Annotated in this window: 19 protein-coding genes; 13 read left to right on the top strand and 6 right to left on the bottom strand. The window is 37.8% G+C overall.

The genetic code is table 11. The annotated features are described in order from the left end of the window. Window positions 1–34 precede the first annotated feature (34 nt). Entirely contained in the window at window positions 35–694 is a 660-nt protein-coding gene (locus HS960_RS26930) for a hypothetical protein (RefSeq protein WP_228280049.1), read from the top strand. A gap of 71 nt (window positions 695–765) precedes the next feature. Here the strand turns inward: HS960_RS26930 and HS960_RS16850 are convergent, their stop codons facing one another. After that, window positions 766–1,071, bottom strand: coding sequence for a hypothetical protein (locus tag HS960_RS16850; RefSeq protein ID WP_182330125.1), 306 nt, complete (start codon window positions 1,069–1,071; stop codon window positions 766–768). A 57-nt stretch (window positions 1,072–1,128) separates the two neighbouring features. Further along, a complete protein-coding gene (locus HS960_RS16845) occupies window positions 1,129–1,380 on the bottom strand; it encodes a hypothetical protein (RefSeq protein ID WP_182330123.1) in 252 nt (83 codons plus the stop codon). A 168-nt stretch (window positions 1,381–1,548) separates the two neighbouring features. On the opposite strand from HS960_RS16845, the gene HS960_RS16840 reads away from it, so the two are divergent. Continuing rightward, complete coding sequence (locus HS960_RS16840; RefSeq protein ID WP_182330121.1) at window positions 1,549–2,124, top strand: non-canonical purine NTP diphosphatase; 576 nt, start codon at window positions 1,549–1,551, stop codon at window positions 2,122–2,124. Window positions 2,125–2,269: 145 nt separating this feature from the next. Here HS960_RS16840 and HS960_RS16835 read toward each other — a convergent pair whose 3' ends face one another. After that, complete coding sequence (locus HS960_RS16835; RefSeq protein WP_153846029.1) at window positions 2,270–4,798, bottom strand: OstA-like protein; 2,529 nt, start codon at window positions 4,796–4,798, stop codon at window positions 2,270–2,272. Between the two features lie 99 nt (window positions 4,799–4,897). Here HS960_RS16835 and tilS point away from each other — a divergent pair, with 99 nt between their 5' ends. The 7 genes from tilS (at window position 4,898) to HS960_RS16800 (ending at window position 10,055) form a co-directional block, all read left to right on the top strand. Next, on the top strand, window positions 4,898–6,229 hold the full coding sequence (gene tilS, locus HS960_RS16830) for a tRNA lysidine(34) synthetase TilS (protein WP_182330118.1): 1,332 nt from the start codon (window positions 4,898–4,900) through the stop codon (window positions 6,227–6,229). A gap of 191 nt (window positions 6,230–6,420) precedes the next feature. Further along, window positions 6,421–6,915, top strand: coding sequence for a hypothetical protein (locus HS960_RS16825; RefSeq protein WP_182330116.1), 495 nt, complete (start codon window positions 6,421–6,423; stop codon window positions 6,913–6,915). An 89-nt stretch (window positions 6,916–7,004) separates the two neighbouring features. After that, window positions 7,005–7,325 (top strand): DUF4834 family protein, encoded by a 321-nt coding sequence (locus HS960_RS16820; RefSeq protein WP_182330114.1) that lies wholly within the window; start codon window positions 7,005–7,007, stop codon window positions 7,323–7,325. 33 nt (window positions 7,326–7,358) lie between these two features. Further along, entirely contained in the window at window positions 7,359–8,462 is a 1,104-nt protein-coding gene (recF, locus tag HS960_RS16815; RefSeq protein WP_182330112.1) for a DNA replication/repair protein RecF, read from the top strand. Continuing rightward, the gene (locus tag HS960_RS16810) at window positions 8,455–8,781 is read left to right on the top strand and encodes a DUF721 domain-containing protein (RefSeq protein WP_228280047.1); all 327 of its coding nucleotides are present in this window, start codon (window positions 8,455–8,457) and stop codon (window positions 8,779–8,781) included. The genes recF and HS960_RS16810 overlap by 8 nt, the downstream gene beginning before the upstream one ends. An 11-nt stretch (window positions 8,782–8,792) precedes the next feature. After that, window positions 8,793–9,356 carry a Crp/Fnr family transcriptional regulator gene (locus tag HS960_RS16805; protein WP_182330110.1) on the top strand — a complete coding sequence of 188 codons (564 nt, stop codon included), beginning with the start codon at window positions 8,793–8,795 and terminating at the stop codon, window positions 9,354–9,356. A 264-nt stretch (window positions 9,357–9,620) separates the two neighbouring features. Next, the gene (locus HS960_RS16800) at window positions 9,621–10,055 is read left to right on the top strand and encodes an SRPBCC domain-containing protein (protein WP_182330108.1); all 435 of its coding nucleotides are present in this window, start codon (window positions 9,621–9,623) and stop codon (window positions 10,053–10,055) included. A gap of 367 nt (window positions 10,056–10,422) precedes the next feature. Here HS960_RS16800 and HS960_RS16795 read toward each other — a convergent pair whose 3' ends face one another. From HS960_RS16795 to sucC, 3 genes are all read right to left on the bottom strand, one after another. Then, complete coding sequence (locus tag HS960_RS16795; RefSeq protein ID WP_182330105.1) at window positions 10,423–11,043, bottom strand: L-threonylcarbamoyladenylate synthase; 621 nt, start codon at window positions 11,041–11,043, stop codon at window positions 10,423–10,425. A gap of 146 nt (window positions 11,044–11,189) precedes the next feature. Then, window positions 11,190–12,635 (bottom strand): asparagine--tRNA ligase, encoded by a 1,446-nt coding sequence (gene asnS, locus HS960_RS16790; protein WP_088160265.1) that lies wholly within the window; start codon window positions 12,633–12,635, stop codon window positions 11,190–11,192. A gap of 321 nt (window positions 12,636–12,956) precedes the next feature. Beyond that, window positions 12,957–14,150, bottom strand: coding sequence for an ADP-forming succinate--CoA ligase subunit beta (sucC, locus tag HS960_RS16785; protein ID WP_153846023.1), 1,194 nt, complete (start codon window positions 14,148–14,150; stop codon window positions 12,957–12,959). Between the two features lie 172 nt (window positions 14,151–14,322). Between sucC and HS960_RS16780 the strand changes: the two genes are divergently transcribed. The 4 genes from HS960_RS16780 to HS960_RS16765 all read left to right on the top strand — a co-directional run bounded on the left by HS960_RS16780 (window position 14,323) and on the right by HS960_RS16765 (window position 17,222). Continuing rightward, complete coding sequence (locus tag HS960_RS16780; protein ID WP_182333244.1) at window positions 14,323–14,973, top strand: ABC transporter ATP-binding protein; 651 nt, start codon at window positions 14,323–14,325, stop codon at window positions 14,971–14,973. A 29-nt stretch (window positions 14,974–15,002) separates the two neighbouring features. After that, window positions 15,003–15,482, top strand: coding sequence for an ATP-grasp domain-containing protein (locus HS960_RS16775; RefSeq protein WP_153846021.1), 480 nt, complete (start codon window positions 15,003–15,005; stop codon window positions 15,480–15,482). Window positions 15,483–15,559: 77 nt separating this feature from the next. Beyond that, window positions 15,560–16,090, top strand: coding sequence for an HAD family hydrolase (locus HS960_RS16770; protein ID WP_153846020.1), 531 nt, complete (start codon window positions 15,560–15,562; stop codon window positions 16,088–16,090). Between the two features lie 127 nt (window positions 16,091–16,217). After that, window positions 16,218–17,222 carry a LacI family DNA-binding transcriptional regulator gene (locus HS960_RS16765; protein ID WP_120333605.1) on the top strand — a complete coding sequence of 335 codons (1,005 nt, stop codon included), beginning with the start codon at window positions 16,218–16,220 and terminating at the stop codon, window positions 17,220–17,222. Window positions 17,223–17,278 lie beyond the last annotated feature (56 nt).

Genomic DNA, 17,278 nt, shown 5'->3' with positions numbered 1-17,278 from the left:
TCTTTATCTTTACGGTCTAATATTTCTTTTCCCCATGAGCAATCTTACAACAGATAATCCCGTTGCACTTCAGACCTTAATGGATGAAACAATTTTTGGAAATGGTTTTGATTTTCAAGCCGATCTGTCTGTACATCCTTTACAGGAGGAGAACAGTACTCATGTGCAATATGCTGACCCCTCATCATCGACAACGAAGGATACCTCGTATGTGGCAGTTGGGTTAGGTGCGGAGCAGGCCGCTATGGCTATTGAGTCCGGCGGGGGCGGCGATACTGTTGACAATCTGGAGGTATTGGGTGGTGAATTTATATATCAAGGAAATAAGGATCAGGGCATACTATTTATATTGCGCTACGAGCAATATCCCTACTTTTCTCCAGCAGCGTTGGACGCTTTTGAAAAAACAATTGGTGCCTTGAAATTGACCAAAGAGACCGTTGCGGTACTCAATTTGGCAAATCCCCATAACCCGAATGATTTTAAGCGCATTATGCAGTTTTTTCAACCGACTAAGATTATACTGTTGGGTGTGGAACCCGCATCTTTGAAACTTCCATTTATTGAACATAATTCCTACATGAAAGGGCGTATTGCAACGGTTTTTAATACGTTCAGTTTTGAAGAAATGTTTGTCGATGTGAATAAAAAGAAGCTGTTCTGGAACGAATTTAAGACCTTTATTGTTTCCTGATTTTTATCAGATACTTGTTATGAATAAAAATTGGGATTTAAGAGGGGATGTAAGCTCTTAAACCCCATCTATTATTTAATCTTCTTTGTTATTAATTTGGCAAGGGACTTTGCAGTTTTAGCGTAACCCTCAGCTATTCTGTCATTGGAATTGGGTATCCCGACGAAATCAAAATCTCCAGGTGCTTTTTCACTATTTATTTCGAGTAGCACATGAGCAGGATTAGCTGTTTCGATAAACTTTAATAATGTGGTAACTTTTGCATGTTGTTTCATTAGTCCGGCGAACCATCCTGGATAAATCCATGTTGTTTGAACGATTAATGTGTAAGGGGCCGATTCTTTACTCCCGGTCACGATAGCACAGTTTTTGTTCATCGAAGCAAAAAATTTGTTTGGAAATGCGGTAGATTTGGAATAAGCCCAGTCATTTTTTCAATTTTCTGCTTCATTCGTACCTTTATTCGCACTGATGTCTTTGTTTCTTTTTTCCAAATAATCATTTTCTGACATCTTCTCGTTATAAAAGGTCATGGGGGTATAATCAAACACAACGTTCAATTCCTGTTGTCCTTTTAGGAAGTCAAAATTTCCAGAAAGAACTTTCATTTTTTGTGCAAATGAACTACGTGGCGACACCATCATTAAAGTAAGCAGTAGGGGAACTGCTAAAGAATACTTTTTCATTATTTTTTATTGGGTTAATAGTTGCCAAATATAAGTTTTATTACAGAATATATATATCGTAATGCTTATTTTTGGGGGTGTGACTTCATGGAAAGATAGTAACCTACTGCAAGGTGAGGAGCACCGTCAACAAAGAGAAAGAACAAACAAAAACTAAATTTGAAGAAGATGCTAGAACTTGTATTTGCAACCAATAATGCCCATAAATTGGAGGAAGTCCAAGCGATCGTGGGAAATGCTTTTATCATTAAGAGTTTAAATGATATTGACTGTAACGATGATATTCCTGAGACAGGAGAGACCTTTGAGGAAAATGCCAAGCAGAAAACAGATTATTTGGTTGATAAATATGGCCTTTACTGTTTTGGTGATGACTCGGGTTTGGAAATTGATGCATTAAATGGCGAACCGGGAGTTTATTCAGCACGTTATTCTGGATCAAGGGATATGGAAAAGAATATTGATCTTGTCCTCCAAAAATTAGGCAATACCCCCAATCGTACAGCGAGATTCAAAACAGTTATTTCATTATATTTGAATGAGCAGCAGCACTTTTTTGAAGGAAGTATCGAGGGGGAAATTATTGAAGAACGTAAGGGTATTGATGGTTTTGGTTATGATCCCATTTTTATTCCGAATGGCTATGATAGAACGTTTGCCGAAATGACTGCGGCGGAAAAAAATAGCATTAGCCATCGGGCGATTGCTGTAGGCAAACTCGCTGAATACCTAAAAACAAAATAGGTTAGTATTTTTTTTATTTAGATTAGAAGTAAGGAGCTTCCAATTTAACGGGAAGGGATAATCTGATGGGCTGAGGCCTTGAAATAACAAAAAAGGAAGCGTAAAACAATTTGTTTTACGCTTCCTTTTTTGTTACTTCTGCTATTTATTTAGCTTTTACTTTTGTTTGGATACTGTCTTTAGCAGGTATTATCGCTGATTTATTAGTTGTTGAGTCGGACTTTGCAGCTACTTTGTCGGTTGCGGTCTTTACATTTGTTTTTGTAGCGCTAGCTTTATCCGTTGTTTCAGATGGCTTCGCTGTTTTGGTTACAGCATTCGATTTATTGTTTGCAGCCTCTACCTCTTTTTCATTCTCGAGCGTTTCGTTCGCACCAACTTTCTTGGCGGCACCTTTTTGAGGGGTAGTTGTTTTATCACCTTTTTTAATAGACTTCATTGTGCCAGATTCTTCACCTTCTGGTGCAGTCGGAACTGTAAATGACGCTTTTGAAAGATCCCTTTTTCGATTTAATAAATCATCTTTTGATTTAGGTCGATCTTCGGGGCGCCAGGTGAAATTCGGAAGAAACTCCTTGTCGGCCGTGACTTCAGCAATAGGATAGACTTTGCCATCCACTTTTCGAATAGATACATATTCCTTCAACTTATTATCTTCCATCAAGATCTTGAAACGACTGCTTCGATCATGCACAAGCTCAGTGGTTACATTGGTCTTTTCATCAATATTGTAGAAGATATTTTCTGCATTGCCATCAACAAACAGACGTTCCATACGGTTATTGGTGAAAAAGCTGGTAATCTTCCGACCTTTAATCTGATTGAATTTCAATGAGTCGCTTGTTGCGTTTACCATGAAAGCATTACCGACGAGTAAGGAATTGTCTAATTTCTGATTCTTTACCTGTAGAAATATGGTATCTCCGGAGATTTGTGAGTTTTCGGCCCACATCATTGGTTTTCCCATCAGTCTGAACATGGAATCTTGCATGCCATAATACATAGAATCTGCTACAGCCTGCAAGTCCGATTTAAATAATCGTGCATTATAGTAGGCTTTTATAATCCGTGTTTTAGCTGTATCCTGGGCGAGAGAATCCCGTTTACTCTCTTGGGCATTTTTTAAAGCTGCTCCCATCAGTTTATCGGATTCACCGCCTTTGGGGATGATCGCTTTTTTACGCAATACACTATCAGCCTTAAGGTTTTTTTCAATTTCTATCTTGTTTTGATCACCGACAATAGCTGGTATTTTCTTTGATGCAATCGGTTTTTTATTTGTAAGTGTATCTTGTACTTTTTTAATGCTCTTTTCAAGAACCGGTTTGCCACTGTCTTTTTTAGACAAACTGTCTATTCCCTTGTGAAGGTTAACTCTTGTGTTATCTAATGTACCTGTAGAATCAACTGTTGTTGAGCTGGAATCCTGGTCACCATAATCGATCTCATTATCATCTTCAATAGCCCCACCTTCACGATTCAATTTAAAATCTTTTGCAATATAATCTCGGCGAAATATCATCTGTGAGAAGAGGGTGTCGGCTGTCATAAAAACAGAATCGACTTGTGGATCAGCCTTAAGGGATTTACTATTATCGCTTTTGATATTTTTACCTGGATGTTCCTTTTCTTCTAGAACAACTTGCGATGTGGCTTTATTTGATTTGAGTTCATCTTTGTGTTGTTCTTTTTCAATCTTCTTCAATTCTTTAGCTTCATTTTTTAGCTCTTTCTCCGATTTTTGTTGGACAGGAGACAAAGAAGATACAGAATCTTTTTGTGTTGAATCTTTTTTGACCACCGAAATGATCAGGGGTTTGTCTGTCATTGTAATGGATTCGTTCCTCCCGTTGTACAAACCAAATCCACCATAGGCATAAAATTTGTCTAAGGTATCAACAAAGACGACATTTTTTACGGCTTTGCCGATTCCCACTTGTCTATCGTAGAATAGGCTGTCTCCTTTAAGAAACTTTGTCCCTTCTGTGTAGAGGTTGTTTTTAGAGAAATAAGCCTGCCCCGTTGCCATATGGTATCGGCCTTTTTCAGTATACAGGTTTTCCCCTTTATTTCCCTTGATATTTGTAGGGCCATAGAAATCAGTAATGCGTGTATTACCATTATATTTCATGGAGTCTGTGTAGACTTTTACATTGGTTGATCGAACCACAACTTTTTGATTGAAATAAGATTCCCCTGTATTTTCGAAATAAGTAGCTCGCTGGCTTGTAATTGTATCGCTTCCTGATAGAATACGCCCGCCGCTGTAATAATTGCCGATTTTACTTCGCATATTGTAGACAAGATGATCGGTTGTTAATACAGATCCACTAGTACTGACCATCCGAACAGCGCCTGTAAGCGTAGCGAGCTGCATTGCTGCTTCATAATGTAATTTATTGGAAAATATCTGTGTACCGTCGGGTTGAGTAATGATCACGTTTCCAAAGGCTTCAAAAAATTGTCGGCCAATGTTGTCTTTATGTAAATAGCCACTATCTGATGATAGCGTTGAACCCACATGTTCATAGACTGGACGGTAAAACAAAATATTGCCGTCTTTCCCCGTAATAATATGGGATGATGAAAGAAGCTTTAGTTCATCCTGTTTCTGTGCTTGGACCGACAAGCCAGTTAAAATAAATACAATAAGTGTATAAATGTATTGTTTCACAAGGGCAAAAATATGGATTTTAATTGCTACTTCACTGGATTTCACAAATTTTAAGAGTTGAATTTATTATTCGGACAAAATATACCGTAACTTTGTTCTATGAATGTGCTGGAAAGACTAATGGGCTATATTGAAAAGGAGCATTTGTTGATGCCTCATGATAAAATATTGCTTACGGTGAGTGGGGGAAAGGACTCGATGTTAATGGCACATTTATTTGCAAAAGCAGGGTATACTATTGCGATTGCACATTGCAATTTTCAATTAAGGGGAACAGAATCTGATGAGGATGAAGCTTTAGTTCGGAAATTTGCAACGGAAAATAATGTTCCAATATACGTGAAGCACTTTGATACAAAAGCTTACGCAAAGGATCATCAAATTTCGATTCAAATGGCGGCCCGGGAACTCCGTTATACTTGGTTTGAGAAGCTACGACATGAACTGCAGTTCGATCGAATTGCAGTAGCTCAACATTTGAACGATCATATCGAAACGGTACTCCTGAACCTTTCACGTGGAACTGGTCTCCAAGGACTCCAGGGTATTTTCCCTATCCGGGAACGCATCATTCGGCCTCTACTTTTTCTGAAAGCAAGCGAAATTGAACATTTTGTTGATATGTATGGGATTGCTTATCGAGACGATCAATCCAACTTTTCAACAAAATATGCGCGTAATAAAATAAGAATTGATATCATCCCACATTTTAAAAAACTTCAGCCAGATTTTGAGATAGTCTTCGAGCAGAATATCAATCATTTTAAGGAATCTTACCAGCTGTTGCAGCAATTTGTGGAGCCCATCCGGAGAAAACTGTTTTATCCTATAGATGAGGGCTGGGGAGTTCGGAAAGAGGACCTGGAACCCTATATGGATAATTTGCCTTTACTCTATGAGTTGTTTTCGGCATTTAATTTCTCAAAAGCGGTACTAAGTGATCTTCAACAGGCTTGGACAAGAGAGTCTGGGCGTATTTTTCAATCCGATGCCTACCATATGCTCTTGGATAGAAATGAGCTTTTTATTCGTGAAAAGGAATTTATTTCTCCCGACGAGGCTTTAATCACCTCCGAAACTTCGACAGTGGAGTGGAAACACTATTGTTTTCATGCCGATGTTTCTTCGGATCTAGCTATTGTCAAAGCGAGTGAGGTTGCAAAGTTGGATTATGATGTATTAGTTTTCCCACTCACGATTCGATCATGGAAAGTTGGCGACAGCTTTTATCCTTTAGGTATGGAAGGGCGGAAGAAATTGAGCGATTTTTTTATCAATAAGAAGATCAGCTTATTTGAAAAGGAAAATATTCCGATCGTGGTGAATGGAAATGGAGATATCCTATGGGTAGCCAATTATCGCATGGACAATCGTTATAAAATTACCGCCAATACAAAAAAAGTCCTTACTTTAGTTTGCAGAACTGATTAGCAGCAAAAATTGCTGATGTTAATCAGCGCCAAGGGTCTCTGTTTTGAGAAATAATGCCATATGGTTGATAGTCAAACAATGGACCCTGGTGGTGACAAAATCTATAGAAGTAAAAACGAAGTTATTGAGGAGCTCTGCTATTAGGAAACAAGGGTGTGAAGTCTCCAAATTAATAGCTAAATCTTAAGTAAATGAAAGAAGGTGTACTTTATTCGGAAAATCAATATTTAGGTCGTGACCGTGTTTGGATCAGCGTGCGTTTAGTGCTCGTACTTTTTTGTTTTACGGCATTTTATTTGAATTTAGACCATTTGATATCGAGCCAATTGTTCTTTATCGTAGGAGTAGGTATTATCATCACGTCTATTGTTATGATGTATATGGTGTTATTCCGTACAGAAGTATTTCAAGACCATATACTAATTAGTGGACTATGGTCTACTCGTGTCGTCAAAATCGATCTTGCCTCTATTACAAAAATAGAAAAGGCGCCTTATAGCACATTCTTTTTCAATAATCCAGTTTATAATCTGCATACAAAAGGAAAGATTAAATTCTTTGCTGGTGGCAAAAATGCTGTTTTTTTAACAGATAAAAATGGTCTTACCTACGTATTGGGAACACAGCGCCAGGAAGAGCTCTATCGAATGATTATGGAAACAAAAGGGCGATTAGGAAAGTCTTAAAATTTGTTAATAAATTCTTATCTGACATTTTAAAGACAACAGTTTATCGAGTTATTGGTTAAATTTGAGAAAATAGCAACGAATTAACTATGGCATTTTTAAAATTTATACTTATTACATTCGCTGTTTACTTTGTAGTAAGATTCTTATTTAGATTATTTTTACCATTTGCAATGCGTAAGGCAGCTGAAAAGTTGATGAAAAAAGCGCAGCAGCAGGGTGGAGCATACGGTAGCCAAGGATCAGGCGGTACATTTTATTATGAATTTAATGGTCAAGGACAACAGGAAAGTAAAAGGTCTCAGCCTGAAGGGAAGGTACATGTCGATTACATTCCACCGAAGGATGGCCCTGAACGCAAAGGGACTGAAACTGCTGGTGAGTTTGTGGATTTTGAGGAAATAAAATAATTTTTAGCAACCCAAATAGCGTATCTTTGTGCTATGTGGCTGAAGCAACTTTCTGTTCTAAATTTCAAGAATTACTCGGAATCATCTTTGGAATTTCTTCCCGAGGTAAATGCGTTTACGGGGAATAATGGTGTTGGTAAAACCAATCTTTTAGATGCGATTCACTATTTATCACTCTGTAAAAGTTATTTCAATCCAATTGATTCGCAGCATATCAAATCAGGTAATGACTGGTTTATGGTACAGGGGGAGTTTGATAAAGAATCAATTAGTGATTTCATTTCTTGTAGCCTTAAGAAAAATCAGAAAAAGCAGTTTAAAAAAAATAAAAAGGATTATCCCCGACTAGCTGACCATATCGGCTTATTTCCTTTGGTCATGATATCCCCAAATGATAGCATCATCGTAACAGATGGAAGTGAAGAGCGCAGAAAGTTTGTGGATAATGTGATTTCCCAGACAGATAATAAATATTTAGATACCCTAATTATTTATAATAAGTTTTTAGCCCAACGTAATAGTCTCCTTAAACAAGCGCGTCAAACCAGTGTATTGGATCTGGGCCTAATTGAAATTCTCAATTTTCAACTTGAAGAAGTAGGAAATATTATTTTCCAGAAAAGAAGGTCTTTTATGGAGGAGTTTCAGCCAGAGTTTGATCGACACTATCAATTCCTTACCGAGGATGCAGAGTCTGTTCAATTACACTATGAATCGCCTTTAATGGCTGATTCTTTTCTAAATATTTTGGAGAAGAATTTGGAACGTGACCGTATTATGGAACGCACAACTCAGGGGATACATAAAGATGATCTGATCTTTACCATTCACGGTGGAATGCCGTTAAAAAAGTTTGGCTCTCAGGGCCAACAAAAATCTTTTCTAATTGCACTGAAGCTTGCACAATATTCTTATTTACAACAGAAAAAGGGTTTTAAACCTTTACTTCTTTTGGATGATATCTTTGATAAACTTGATGATCGCCGTACACATAAATTGATGCAGATGGTTTCAGAAGATGATTTTGGACAGATTTTCCTGACGGATACAGATTCCATGAGAATTCAGCGAATCTTTGACGAAATCAGCCGCCCTGTTCGTATATTTGATATTGAAGGAGGACAAGTCAATGTATAAGAAGCAAGCTAAAAAAAGCCTAGAATTCATTCGGTCAAGCGACGATATGACGATTAAAGAGGGGGTTGAGCGTCTTTTGGAGGCTTATAAACTACGAAGGAAATTTGATGAAACTTCGATCGCATCTGTTTGGCCTCAATTAATTGGTAAAGCTATTGCTAATCGCACACAGCAGCTATATGTTCGTGATAAAAAACTGTTCGTACGGGTAGAGTCTGCTGTTATTAAGAATGAATTGGCGCTTATGCGTAGACAAATTCTAGGAAGAGTAAATGAATATGTAGGTCACGTCATTATTGAAGAAGTCGTGATTTTATAAAACCTCCTTTCATGTTAGAGCAACTCTTTCAAGATTTTTTTCCTATTTCTGAAGCTAGTGCCTTAAAACTTTTCTCAAACTTTGAGCGTATTGAATTAAAACGAGGTGATTATCTGATCAAGGCGGGCGATTATTCTTCCAATCTGTTTGTGATAGAATCCGGATTGATCCGTCAATATGCTTGGTCGAAAAAAGGAGAGTTTACACAATGGATAGGTACAAGGAATCATTTTGTGACAGATCTTGCTTCTTTCATTTTTGACAGACCTTCCATATGGAATTTCCAATGCGTTAGCGATTGTGCGGTATACCGTTTGTCAAAGTCCGATTACCAAAGGATGGAATCCGAAATTGTGGAATGGAATAAATTTGAGAAGGCTTTTTTAGCAAAATGTTTTTGCACCATGGAGCAGCGAATCTCGGATTTTATTTGTCTAACCGCTGAAGAAAGATATGTCCAATATTTTGAACAACATAAATTATTATTCCAACAAGTGCCCCTTCAATACATCGCCTCCGTGTTGGGTATGAGCCCAGAAACCTTGAGTCGTATTCGAGCAAAAATAAGTTCTTGATAAAAGTCAAGAGTGAGCTCCCTGTCTTTTTCTAGTTTTGTTCTATAGCTGTTAGCGAACAGCTTGCTTAATAGCGCACACAACCAAAATTTGATGTTATTTATACGTCGTTGCGGGACATATTAAGCTTGCCTAGTTTGTTTGCAGTTGTAATAATTGATATTAAGACGAAACTAGAAATAGCATCACATACGCCTTATTGGGATTTGAAGTAGATGAAGGAGTATGTACTATTTTGTCGTTTCAGCGATAAAAAGAAGACAAATGAAAAAGATTGAAACGAGTATTCTCATTGACGCGACAGCAGAAGAGGTATGGCAGGTGTTAAGTGAATTTAAGGCTTATCCCCAATGGAGCCCAACTATCAAACAGTTTGAAAAGCAACCGGTGGTAGGAAAACGTTGCAAAGTATTTTTAGAACAGCCAAACGGATTTAAGATCAAAATGAATCCAAAATTTCTATCTATTGAACGGAATAGAGAGCTGCGCTGGAAAGGGAATTTATTCTTTCCCGGTATTTTTGATGGCGAACATTATTTTAGGTTAGAGCAAGTGGGCGCTACACAAGTTAGATTTGTCCAAGGTGAATTGTTTTCTGGATTGTTGGTTCCTTTTCTGGGAAAACTCCTTATAGAAACAAAGCGCGGATTTGACCTTTTCAACATGGCGATAAAAAGGCGGGTGGAGTATGGTTCTTAACTTTCCACAGGGATCTGTTAGTATAGTTTTTTTATAAACATGCTATTTAACGGATTTGTCGATGAATGCTATCTTATACACATTTTTATGTGTATAACCCCCTAGTTTTGCACAATTTGTTATTTTTTTGAATCCTTTCGCTTTGTGTTATTAACAATATGGTGTTGATAAGTGGCTACTTATACACATTTTATGCTAATATGCATATGTCAACAAGTCACTTATTAACATTTATTGTGTTAATAAGTGGCTTGTTTTGTTAATAAGTATGTTGGTGGGAGTAATTTATGCACAAATTACCAACAATGCTGCTGGAGGGAATTTTGCAAATAGGTTAATATGGGGAATTTCTATTGAAAGTTGGTTTTTATAGGAATTGCTCCAAATCACCTTTTCCTTCACGAATAACATCAAAAGTTCCTTCTGTAAGATCAACCACGGTAGATGCGACATTATCGCCATAACCGCCATCTATAACAGCATCAACTAGATCTTCGTATTTTTCGTGAATTAATTCGGGATCAGTAGAATATTCAATAATTTCATCTTCATCGTGAATGGAGGTTGTCACAATAGGGTTGCCTAATTGTTTAACAATTTCACGAACAATATTATTGTCTGGCACACGGATACCCACAGTCTTCTTTTTGGAACTTAGCAGCTTAGGGACTTTAGTTGTTGCGTTAAAAATAAAAGTAAAGGGTCCAGGCAGGGCTTTTTTTAATACACGGAATACGGAGGTATCGAAGGATTTTGTGTATTGCGAAATATCTGTTAAATCATAGCATATAAATGATAGATTAGCCTTTTCTGGTTTTAGACCTCTAATTTCACATACGCGTTCTATGGCTTTTTGTTGCGTGATATCACAGCCAATACCATATACAGTATCGGTAGGGTAGATAATTACACCACCACGGCGAAGAATATCAACCGCCTGTTCTATTGCCCTGGGATTGGGGTTGTCGTTATATATCTTAATGAGCATTTTTATTTTTGTTAAGTACCTGAATTAGGTCTAATCTCAGGCCCTATTGTAGATGTCAATGGGGCAATGGTTATTATCTGCATTCAGATACGCTATATATAAAGAACAACAGCCAAAATATTTTGTTTTGGCTGTTGTTCTTTATATTAAAACTCTGCGTTTTTCGGCGTACGTGGGAATGGAATGACGTCGCGGATATTAGTCATTCCCGTCGTGAATAAAACGAGGCGTTCGAAACCTACGCCGAATCCCGAATGTGGTACCGATCCAAAACGGCGCGTATCCAAGAACCACTCCATTTCTTCTGCAGGAATACCAACTTCAGCCATGCGATCGAGTAAGCGATCAAGATTTTCTTCACGCTGTGAACCACCGACCATCTCACCAATACCTGGGAAAAGAATATCCATGGCACGTACGGTGTTTCTTCCTTGCGCATCCGGCTCATTTTGCTTCATATAGAAGGACTTGATTTCGCGTGGATAGTCTGTTAAGATAACAGGTTTTTTGAAGTGTTTTTCCACCAAATAGCGTTCGTGTTCCGATTGTAAATCAGCTCCCCAATCATCAATTAAATATTTGAATTGTTTCTTCTGGTTTGGTTTGCTACGCTTTAATATTTCAACGGCATCTGTATAGGTAACGCGTTCAAAATCGTTTGTTAAAACAAAGTTTAATTTCTCTACCAGATTTAATTCTGAGCGTTCCGCAGCTGGTTTCGATTTCTCTTCTTCCAACAAGCGATTTGTTAAGAACTCAATTTCTTCTGGACAAGTTTCCAAAGCGTATTTAATCACATATTTCAGCAACGCTTCGGCCAAGTCCATATTGTCTTCCAATTCATAGAAAGCCATTTCGGGTTCGATCATCCAGAATTCAGCCAAATGACGTGTTGTATTTGAGTTTTCCGCTCTAAATGTTGGACCGAACGTATAGATGTTTCCAAATGCCATGGCACCAAGTTCCCCTTCCAATTGGCCCGATACAGTAAGGTTCGTCGGTTTTCCAAAGAAGTCTTCTTTGAAATCGATATCTCCATTTTCTTTGCGTGGAGGATTCTTTAAATCCAGGGTTGTAACCTGAAACATTTCTCCGGCACCTTCCGCATCCGAACCTGTGATGATTGGCGTATGCATATAGACAAAGTCGTTTTCCTGAAAAAACTTGTGTACAGCAAATGCCAAAGCATTACGCACTTTGAATACCGCATTGAATGTTCCGGTACGGAAACGCAAATGCGCAATTTCACGTAAAAATTCTAAGCTATGCTTTTTGGGTTGTAATGGATATTTTTCGGGGTCAGAGTCGCCAATAATACTTACTTCAGTAGCTTTAACCTCAACTTTTTGTCCTTTACCCAGTGATTCTATCAACTGACCTTTTACGCGAACTGCTGCTCCAGTGGTGATACGTTTTAAGATATCCTCAGGTGTATTTTCAAAATCGACAACTGCTTGAATATTATTGATTGACGAACCGTCATTGATTGCTATAAACTGATTGTTGCGGAAAGTTCTTACCCAACCTTTAACAACGACCTCTTTGCCAAATTCTGTGGCATTCAATAGTTCCTTTATTCTTGTGTGTTCCATCTTAATTTTTGGAGATTGACTTGTAAAAGATGCTTTGTCAAAAAAGCAATACAAAAATAAGCTATTCTGTTGGTTTATTGGTTATAAATGTTGATTTAATTCACTTCATGATGGTTCATTATAGCGCATAGAGGAGATATATTTTGAAATAAAGACAGGTGAAAACTCAAAGATTGGGAAATGGCACACAGCTCGTTTTGCGATGAATATAGGTTTGCTAAGAAGAGAACTTTTTGTCTGTGTGGCGAACGATAGGAGGAGTAGAAACAAAAAGCGCAGATTATTTCTAATCCGCGCTTTTTGTTATGATGATTAAAGGAATTAACCTTTTAATACTTTCGTTACCAATTCAGCAGCTTCTTTCAATAAGATTGCAGAATAAACTTGTAAACCGGACTCATCAATTAATTTTTTCGCTTCTTCAGCATTCGTACCTTGAAGGCGAACGATGATTGGAACAGGGATGTTACCGATTTCGCTGTAAGCATCAATTACACCTTGAGCAACACGGTCACAACGAACAATACCACCGAAGATATTAATTAAGATCGCTTTTACGTTAGGGTCCTTTAAAATGATATTGAAACCAGCTTTTACAGTTTCAGCATTTGCAGTACCACCTACGTCCAAGAAATTTGCAGGTTCACCACCAGCTATTTTGATAATATCCATTGTAGCCATTGCTAAACCAGCACCATTTACCATACAACCTACGTTACCATCTAATTTAACATAGTTTAGGTTTGATTCACCAGCTTCAACTTCCGTTGGATCTTCCTCAGTTACATCACGCATAGCAGCGTAATCTGGGTGACGGTACAATGCGTTCTCATCAAGATTTACTTTCGCATCAACTGCTAAGATCTTGTCGTCTGAAGTTTTTAATACCGGATTGATCTCAAACATAGAAGAGTCTGTAGAATCGTATGCTTTGTAAAGAGCGGCAACAAATTTTACCATTTCTTTGTGTGCAGCACCAGAAAGACCAAGATTGAAAGCAATTTTACGTGCTTGGAATCCTTGTAAGCCTACTTTTGGATCGATTTCTTCTTTGAAAATCAAGTGTGGTGTTTTTTCTGCCACTTCTTCGATGTCCATACCACCTTCTGTAGAGTACATAACGATGTTACGTCCTTTAGCACGGTCTAATAATACAGACATGTAGAATTCTTTTGTTTCGCTCTCGCCTGGATAATAAACGTCTTGAGCTACCAAAACTTTGTTTACTTTTTTACCTTCAGGTCCAGTTTGAGGCGTTACTAATTGCATACCAATGATGTCAGTTGCTCTTTGTTTGACTTCATCTAAGTTCTTAGCTAACTTGACACCACCACCTTTACCACGGCCACCAGCGTGAATTTGAGCTTTAACAACAACCCAATCAGAATTGTAGTCTTCTTTCATTTTTTTGGCCGCTTCCACAGCTTGCTCTGGAGTATCTGCTACGATACCTTCCTGTACGCGCACACCAAAGCTCTTTAGTATTTGCTTTCCTTGATATTCGTGAATGTTCATTTGCAAAAATATTTGGCGTAAAAATATAATTTTTTGGGGGATAAGACAAGGGATAAGTTGCTCTTTTATCTATTTTTTGACATTTAGACAAAATAAAATGGCTGGAATAGAGAAATAACAGCTTATTTATTCAAACACGTGGTATCGTAAATTTATTTATCTTTGTCCTATGATGTTACATGCCAAAGGAATTCACAAAGCTTATGGGTCATTACCGATTTTGAAAGGTGTTGATATCGCTGTTGAAAAAGGGGAAATCGTCAGTATTGTTGGTGCCTCAGGAGCTGGTAAAAGTACACTGTTGCACATCATTGGTACCTTGGATAAGCCAGATCAGGGAACGGTTTCCATCAATGGTGTTGATGTTCAAAAATTGAATGCTAAAAAGCTCAGTGCTTTCCGAAATGAACATATTGGTTTTGTTTTTCAATTTCACCATTTGCTGCCTGAATTTACTGCCTTGGAAAACGTATGTATTCCAGCTTTTATTCAGGGAAAGGGGAGGTCCGAGGCGGAAGCTAAAGCAAAAGAATTGCTTGAATTATTGGGGGTTTCTCATCGCATTGACCACAAGCCTGCTGAAATGTCTGGCGGCGAACAACAACGTGTTTCTGTGGCTCGTGCTTTGATCAACGATCCTTCCATTATTTTGGCAGATGAACCTTCGGGTAATCTTGACTCAGAGAATGCAGCGGCTTTACATCAATTGTTTTTTGATCTTAGACATAAATTTCAGCAGACCTTTATTATCGTTACCCATAATGAGGAGCTTGCCCGAATTTCGGACCGAACGATTCATATGCGCGATGGGTTAGTTGTGTAACAGTAATCCAGATTATAATTATATTTTTAATGAAGAAAATACTAATAACTTTCGGAACCAGACCTTTGGCGATGCGTATCGCTAAAAGACTTGGGGCTGATTTCGAAATATTATATGCAAGTTCAGAAGATATTCCCGAATTGCTTTTAGCATCAGGGAAATATGCCAAAATTCCAAAAGGTCTTCTTCCTACTTTTGCACATGAGATACTCAAATTAAGTTTAGACCAAGAGGTTGATTATGTGCTGCCTTTAGGTGGTTTTGAGCTGGAACCATTGTCCACAGCCAAAGTTTTATTTGAGGAATATCAGATTTCAGTTCTTGTCCCCGATAAAGATCTGCTTGAAACTATTCCTGTTATGGAAAATCCGCCTGCTGATTTGCCTTATAGACTCCTGTCAAAGGGCAACAGTTTATTGGATTCGGCGACTTTCGAAAGATCATTGGATGGCTTGTTTGTTGCTTCGGATTCAGGCGAGGATTTAGCGTTAATCTGTGTATCCAAATAGAATCTTATTTTTGTGGCCAGTGTCATTAAGGTTTTAACAATGTCGACACAGCTCTTAATTTTAAGCTTTTACATATCATGATGTTCCCAGAAGAAAAAAAGGTATATGTTTTTGAATTAGATGATGTTGTTTTTCCTAAAAGGGATTACTTACTTCAAGTATATTATCTTTTTGCTAATTTTATAGAATTTACAGAGACTGTTCCGGCTCAAGCACATTTGGTTCAATTTATGAAAAATCACCTTGAGCATCAGGGTGAGAATTTATTGTTCGAACATGCGCAGCAAACTTTTGGATTTGATCAAAAATATAAGGAGAATTTTGAGCGGCTTCATGTCAATGCAATTTTGCCGCTACGGTTACATTTGTTTGATCATATTAATACGCTGTTTAGGCAGTTAAAAGCCGCAGATAAACATGTTTGTATTTTGACGAAAGGAAATCCGCTAGAACAACTCAATAAAGTTAAATTTGTGGATTGGGGTGAATATGGGGATGAGATAAAAGTTTACTTTCTGGATGAACTCGTTTTTAGGGGAATTGAACCACTGGAGTTCCTTGCCCATGAGTTTACCGTAGAAACGACCGCAATTCAATTTGTAGACTAAGTTTACAGTAAGTATCTTTGTTTAATCTACCAACAATAATTGTCATTAAAATCGTCGTCAATATTGTTGAAAAAAAATTATGATTAGGGATATAAAAGCCCTATTTTTATATAAAGCCCTTGGATTTATGAATAAAGTGAACAAGCCTGCCACGATTAAAGAAATTGCCAAGAAGCTGAAAATCAGTCCTTCGACGGTTTCTAGAGCATTGAATGATCATCCTAGTATTGGATTGGTAACAACAATGCGCGTAAAAAAAATGGCCGAAGAATTGAATTATGAACCCAATCAAACGGCTATATTCTTCAAGCAGCGTAAAACATTTACGATTGCTGTTATTTTACCGAGTCTGTCTGAACCGTTTTTTTCTTTCGCCATTAGTGAAATTGAAAATGTTGCATCAGAACATCGATATACTGTGCTGATGGGACAATCACTGGATGACCCCGAGCGTGAAGAGCAGATCTTAAAAACATTTAAAAACCATCGTGTCGATGGGATTTTGATGTCTATAGGTAAAAAGACGACCAATTTAGAATTCATTGAGAAATTGGAAGCGTCTGGTATCCCGATTGTCTTCTTTGACTGTGTGCCTAGTTTACCCAATATCAATAAAGTACAAAGCGATCTTTCTACGGGTATGAACGAAGCTGTGGATGCTTTCGTAGCGCGTGGACATAAAGTTATTGCACTTGTAAATGGGCCGAAAACCTTGCCGGCTAGTGAAGATCGAAAAGTAGCTTATTTATCTGCCATGAAAAGGAATGGGATGGATATTCTAGAAAAGAATATCATCGAAACAGACCTGAGTACGGAAGGAAATGAAAAGGCTATGGATAGTATATTCGCAATGTCTGAGCGACCTTCTGCAATTATATCTTTTAATGACTTTGTTACACTTGATTTGATGAAAGCGGCCAGACAAAAGGGGCTTGTCTTAAATCAAGATATTTTCTTTATTAGTTATGCGAACTATCCGTTATGGCAATATATGGAAAATCCGCCAATGGGACGCATAGAGCAATTTCCGGGAATGCAAGCGCGTAAAGCGGCTGAAATTTTATTTGAACGCATTGACAACACCGAAATTGTCGATCAACAAATCGTCTTTAAGTCGCGATTGGTTATGTAATCGCTATTATCCATTCGGTCATAAAAGTAAAAAGGGGAAAATCGTTAGATTTTCCC

Source organism: Sphingobacterium paramultivorum (genome assembly GCF_014109745.1).
Lineage (GTDB): Bacteria > Bacteroidota > Bacteroidia > Sphingobacteriales > Sphingobacteriaceae > Sphingobacterium > Sphingobacterium paramultivorum.
The sequence above is the reverse complement of the archived record's forward strand: the minus strand, read 5'-3'. Positions and strand labels throughout refer to the sequence as shown.

Bases quoted from the DNA above. Each gene is read 5' to 3' on its own strand.
- HS960_RS26930 (WP_228280049.1), top strand. From the start codon at position 35: ATGAGCAATCTTACAACAGATAATCCCGTTGCACTTCAGACCTTAATG.
- HS960_RS16850 (WP_182330125.1), bottom strand. From the start codon at position 1,071: ATGAACAAAAACTGTGCTATCGTGACCGGGAGTAAAGAATCGGCCCCT.
- HS960_RS16845 (WP_182330123.1), bottom strand. From the start codon at position 1,380: ATGAAAAAGTATTCTTTAGCAGTTCCCCTACTGCTTACTTTAATGATG.
- HS960_RS16840 (WP_182330121.1), top strand. From the start codon at position 1,549: ATGCTAGAACTTGTATTTGCAACCAATAATGCCCATAAATTGGAGGAA.
- tilS (WP_182330118.1), top strand. From the start codon at position 4,898: ATGAATGTGCTGGAAAGACTAATGGGCTATATTGAAAAGGAGCATTTG.
- HS960_RS16825 (WP_182330116.1), top strand. From the start codon at position 6,421: ATGAAAGAAGGTGTACTTTATTCGGAAAATCAATATTTAGGTCGTGAC.
- HS960_RS16820 (WP_182330114.1), top strand. From the start codon at position 7,005: ATGGCATTTTTAAAATTTATACTTATTACATTCGCTGTTTACTTTGTA.
- recF (WP_182330112.1), top strand. From the start codon at position 7,359: ATGTGGCTGAAGCAACTTTCTGTTCTAAATTTCAAGAATTACTCGGAA.
- HS960_RS16810 (WP_228280047.1), top strand. From the start codon at position 8,455: ATGTATAAGAAGCAAGCTAAAAAAAGCCTAGAATTCATTCGGTCAAGC.
- HS960_RS16805 (WP_182330110.1), top strand. From the start codon at position 8,793: ATGTTAGAGCAACTCTTTCAAGATTTTTTTCCTATTTCTGAAGCTAGT.
- HS960_RS16800 (WP_182330108.1), top strand. From the start codon at position 9,621: ATGAAAAAGATTGAAACGAGTATTCTCATTGACGCGACAGCAGAAGAG.
- HS960_RS16795 (WP_182330105.1), bottom strand. From the start codon at position 11,043: ATGCTCATTAAGATATATAACGACAACCCCAATCCCAGGGCAATAGAA.
- asnS (WP_088160265.1), bottom strand. From the start codon at position 12,635: ATGGAACACACAAGAATAAAGGAACTATTGAATGCCACAGAATTTGGC.
- sucC (WP_153846023.1), bottom strand. From the start codon at position 14,150: ATGAACATTCACGAATATCAAGGAAAGCAAATACTAAAGAGCTTTGGT.
- HS960_RS16780 (WP_182333244.1), top strand. From the start codon at position 14,323: ATGTTACATGCCAAAGGAATTCACAAAGCTTATGGGTCATTACCGATT.
- HS960_RS16775 (WP_153846021.1), top strand. From the start codon at position 15,003: ATGAAGAAAATACTAATAACTTTCGGAACCAGACCTTTGGCGATGCGT.
- HS960_RS16770 (WP_153846020.1), top strand. From the start codon at position 15,560: ATGATGTTCCCAGAAGAAAAAAAGGTATATGTTTTTGAATTAGATGAT.
- HS960_RS16765 (WP_120333605.1), top strand. From the start codon at position 16,218: ATGAATAAAGTGAACAAGCCTGCCACGATTAAAGAAATTGCCAAGAAG.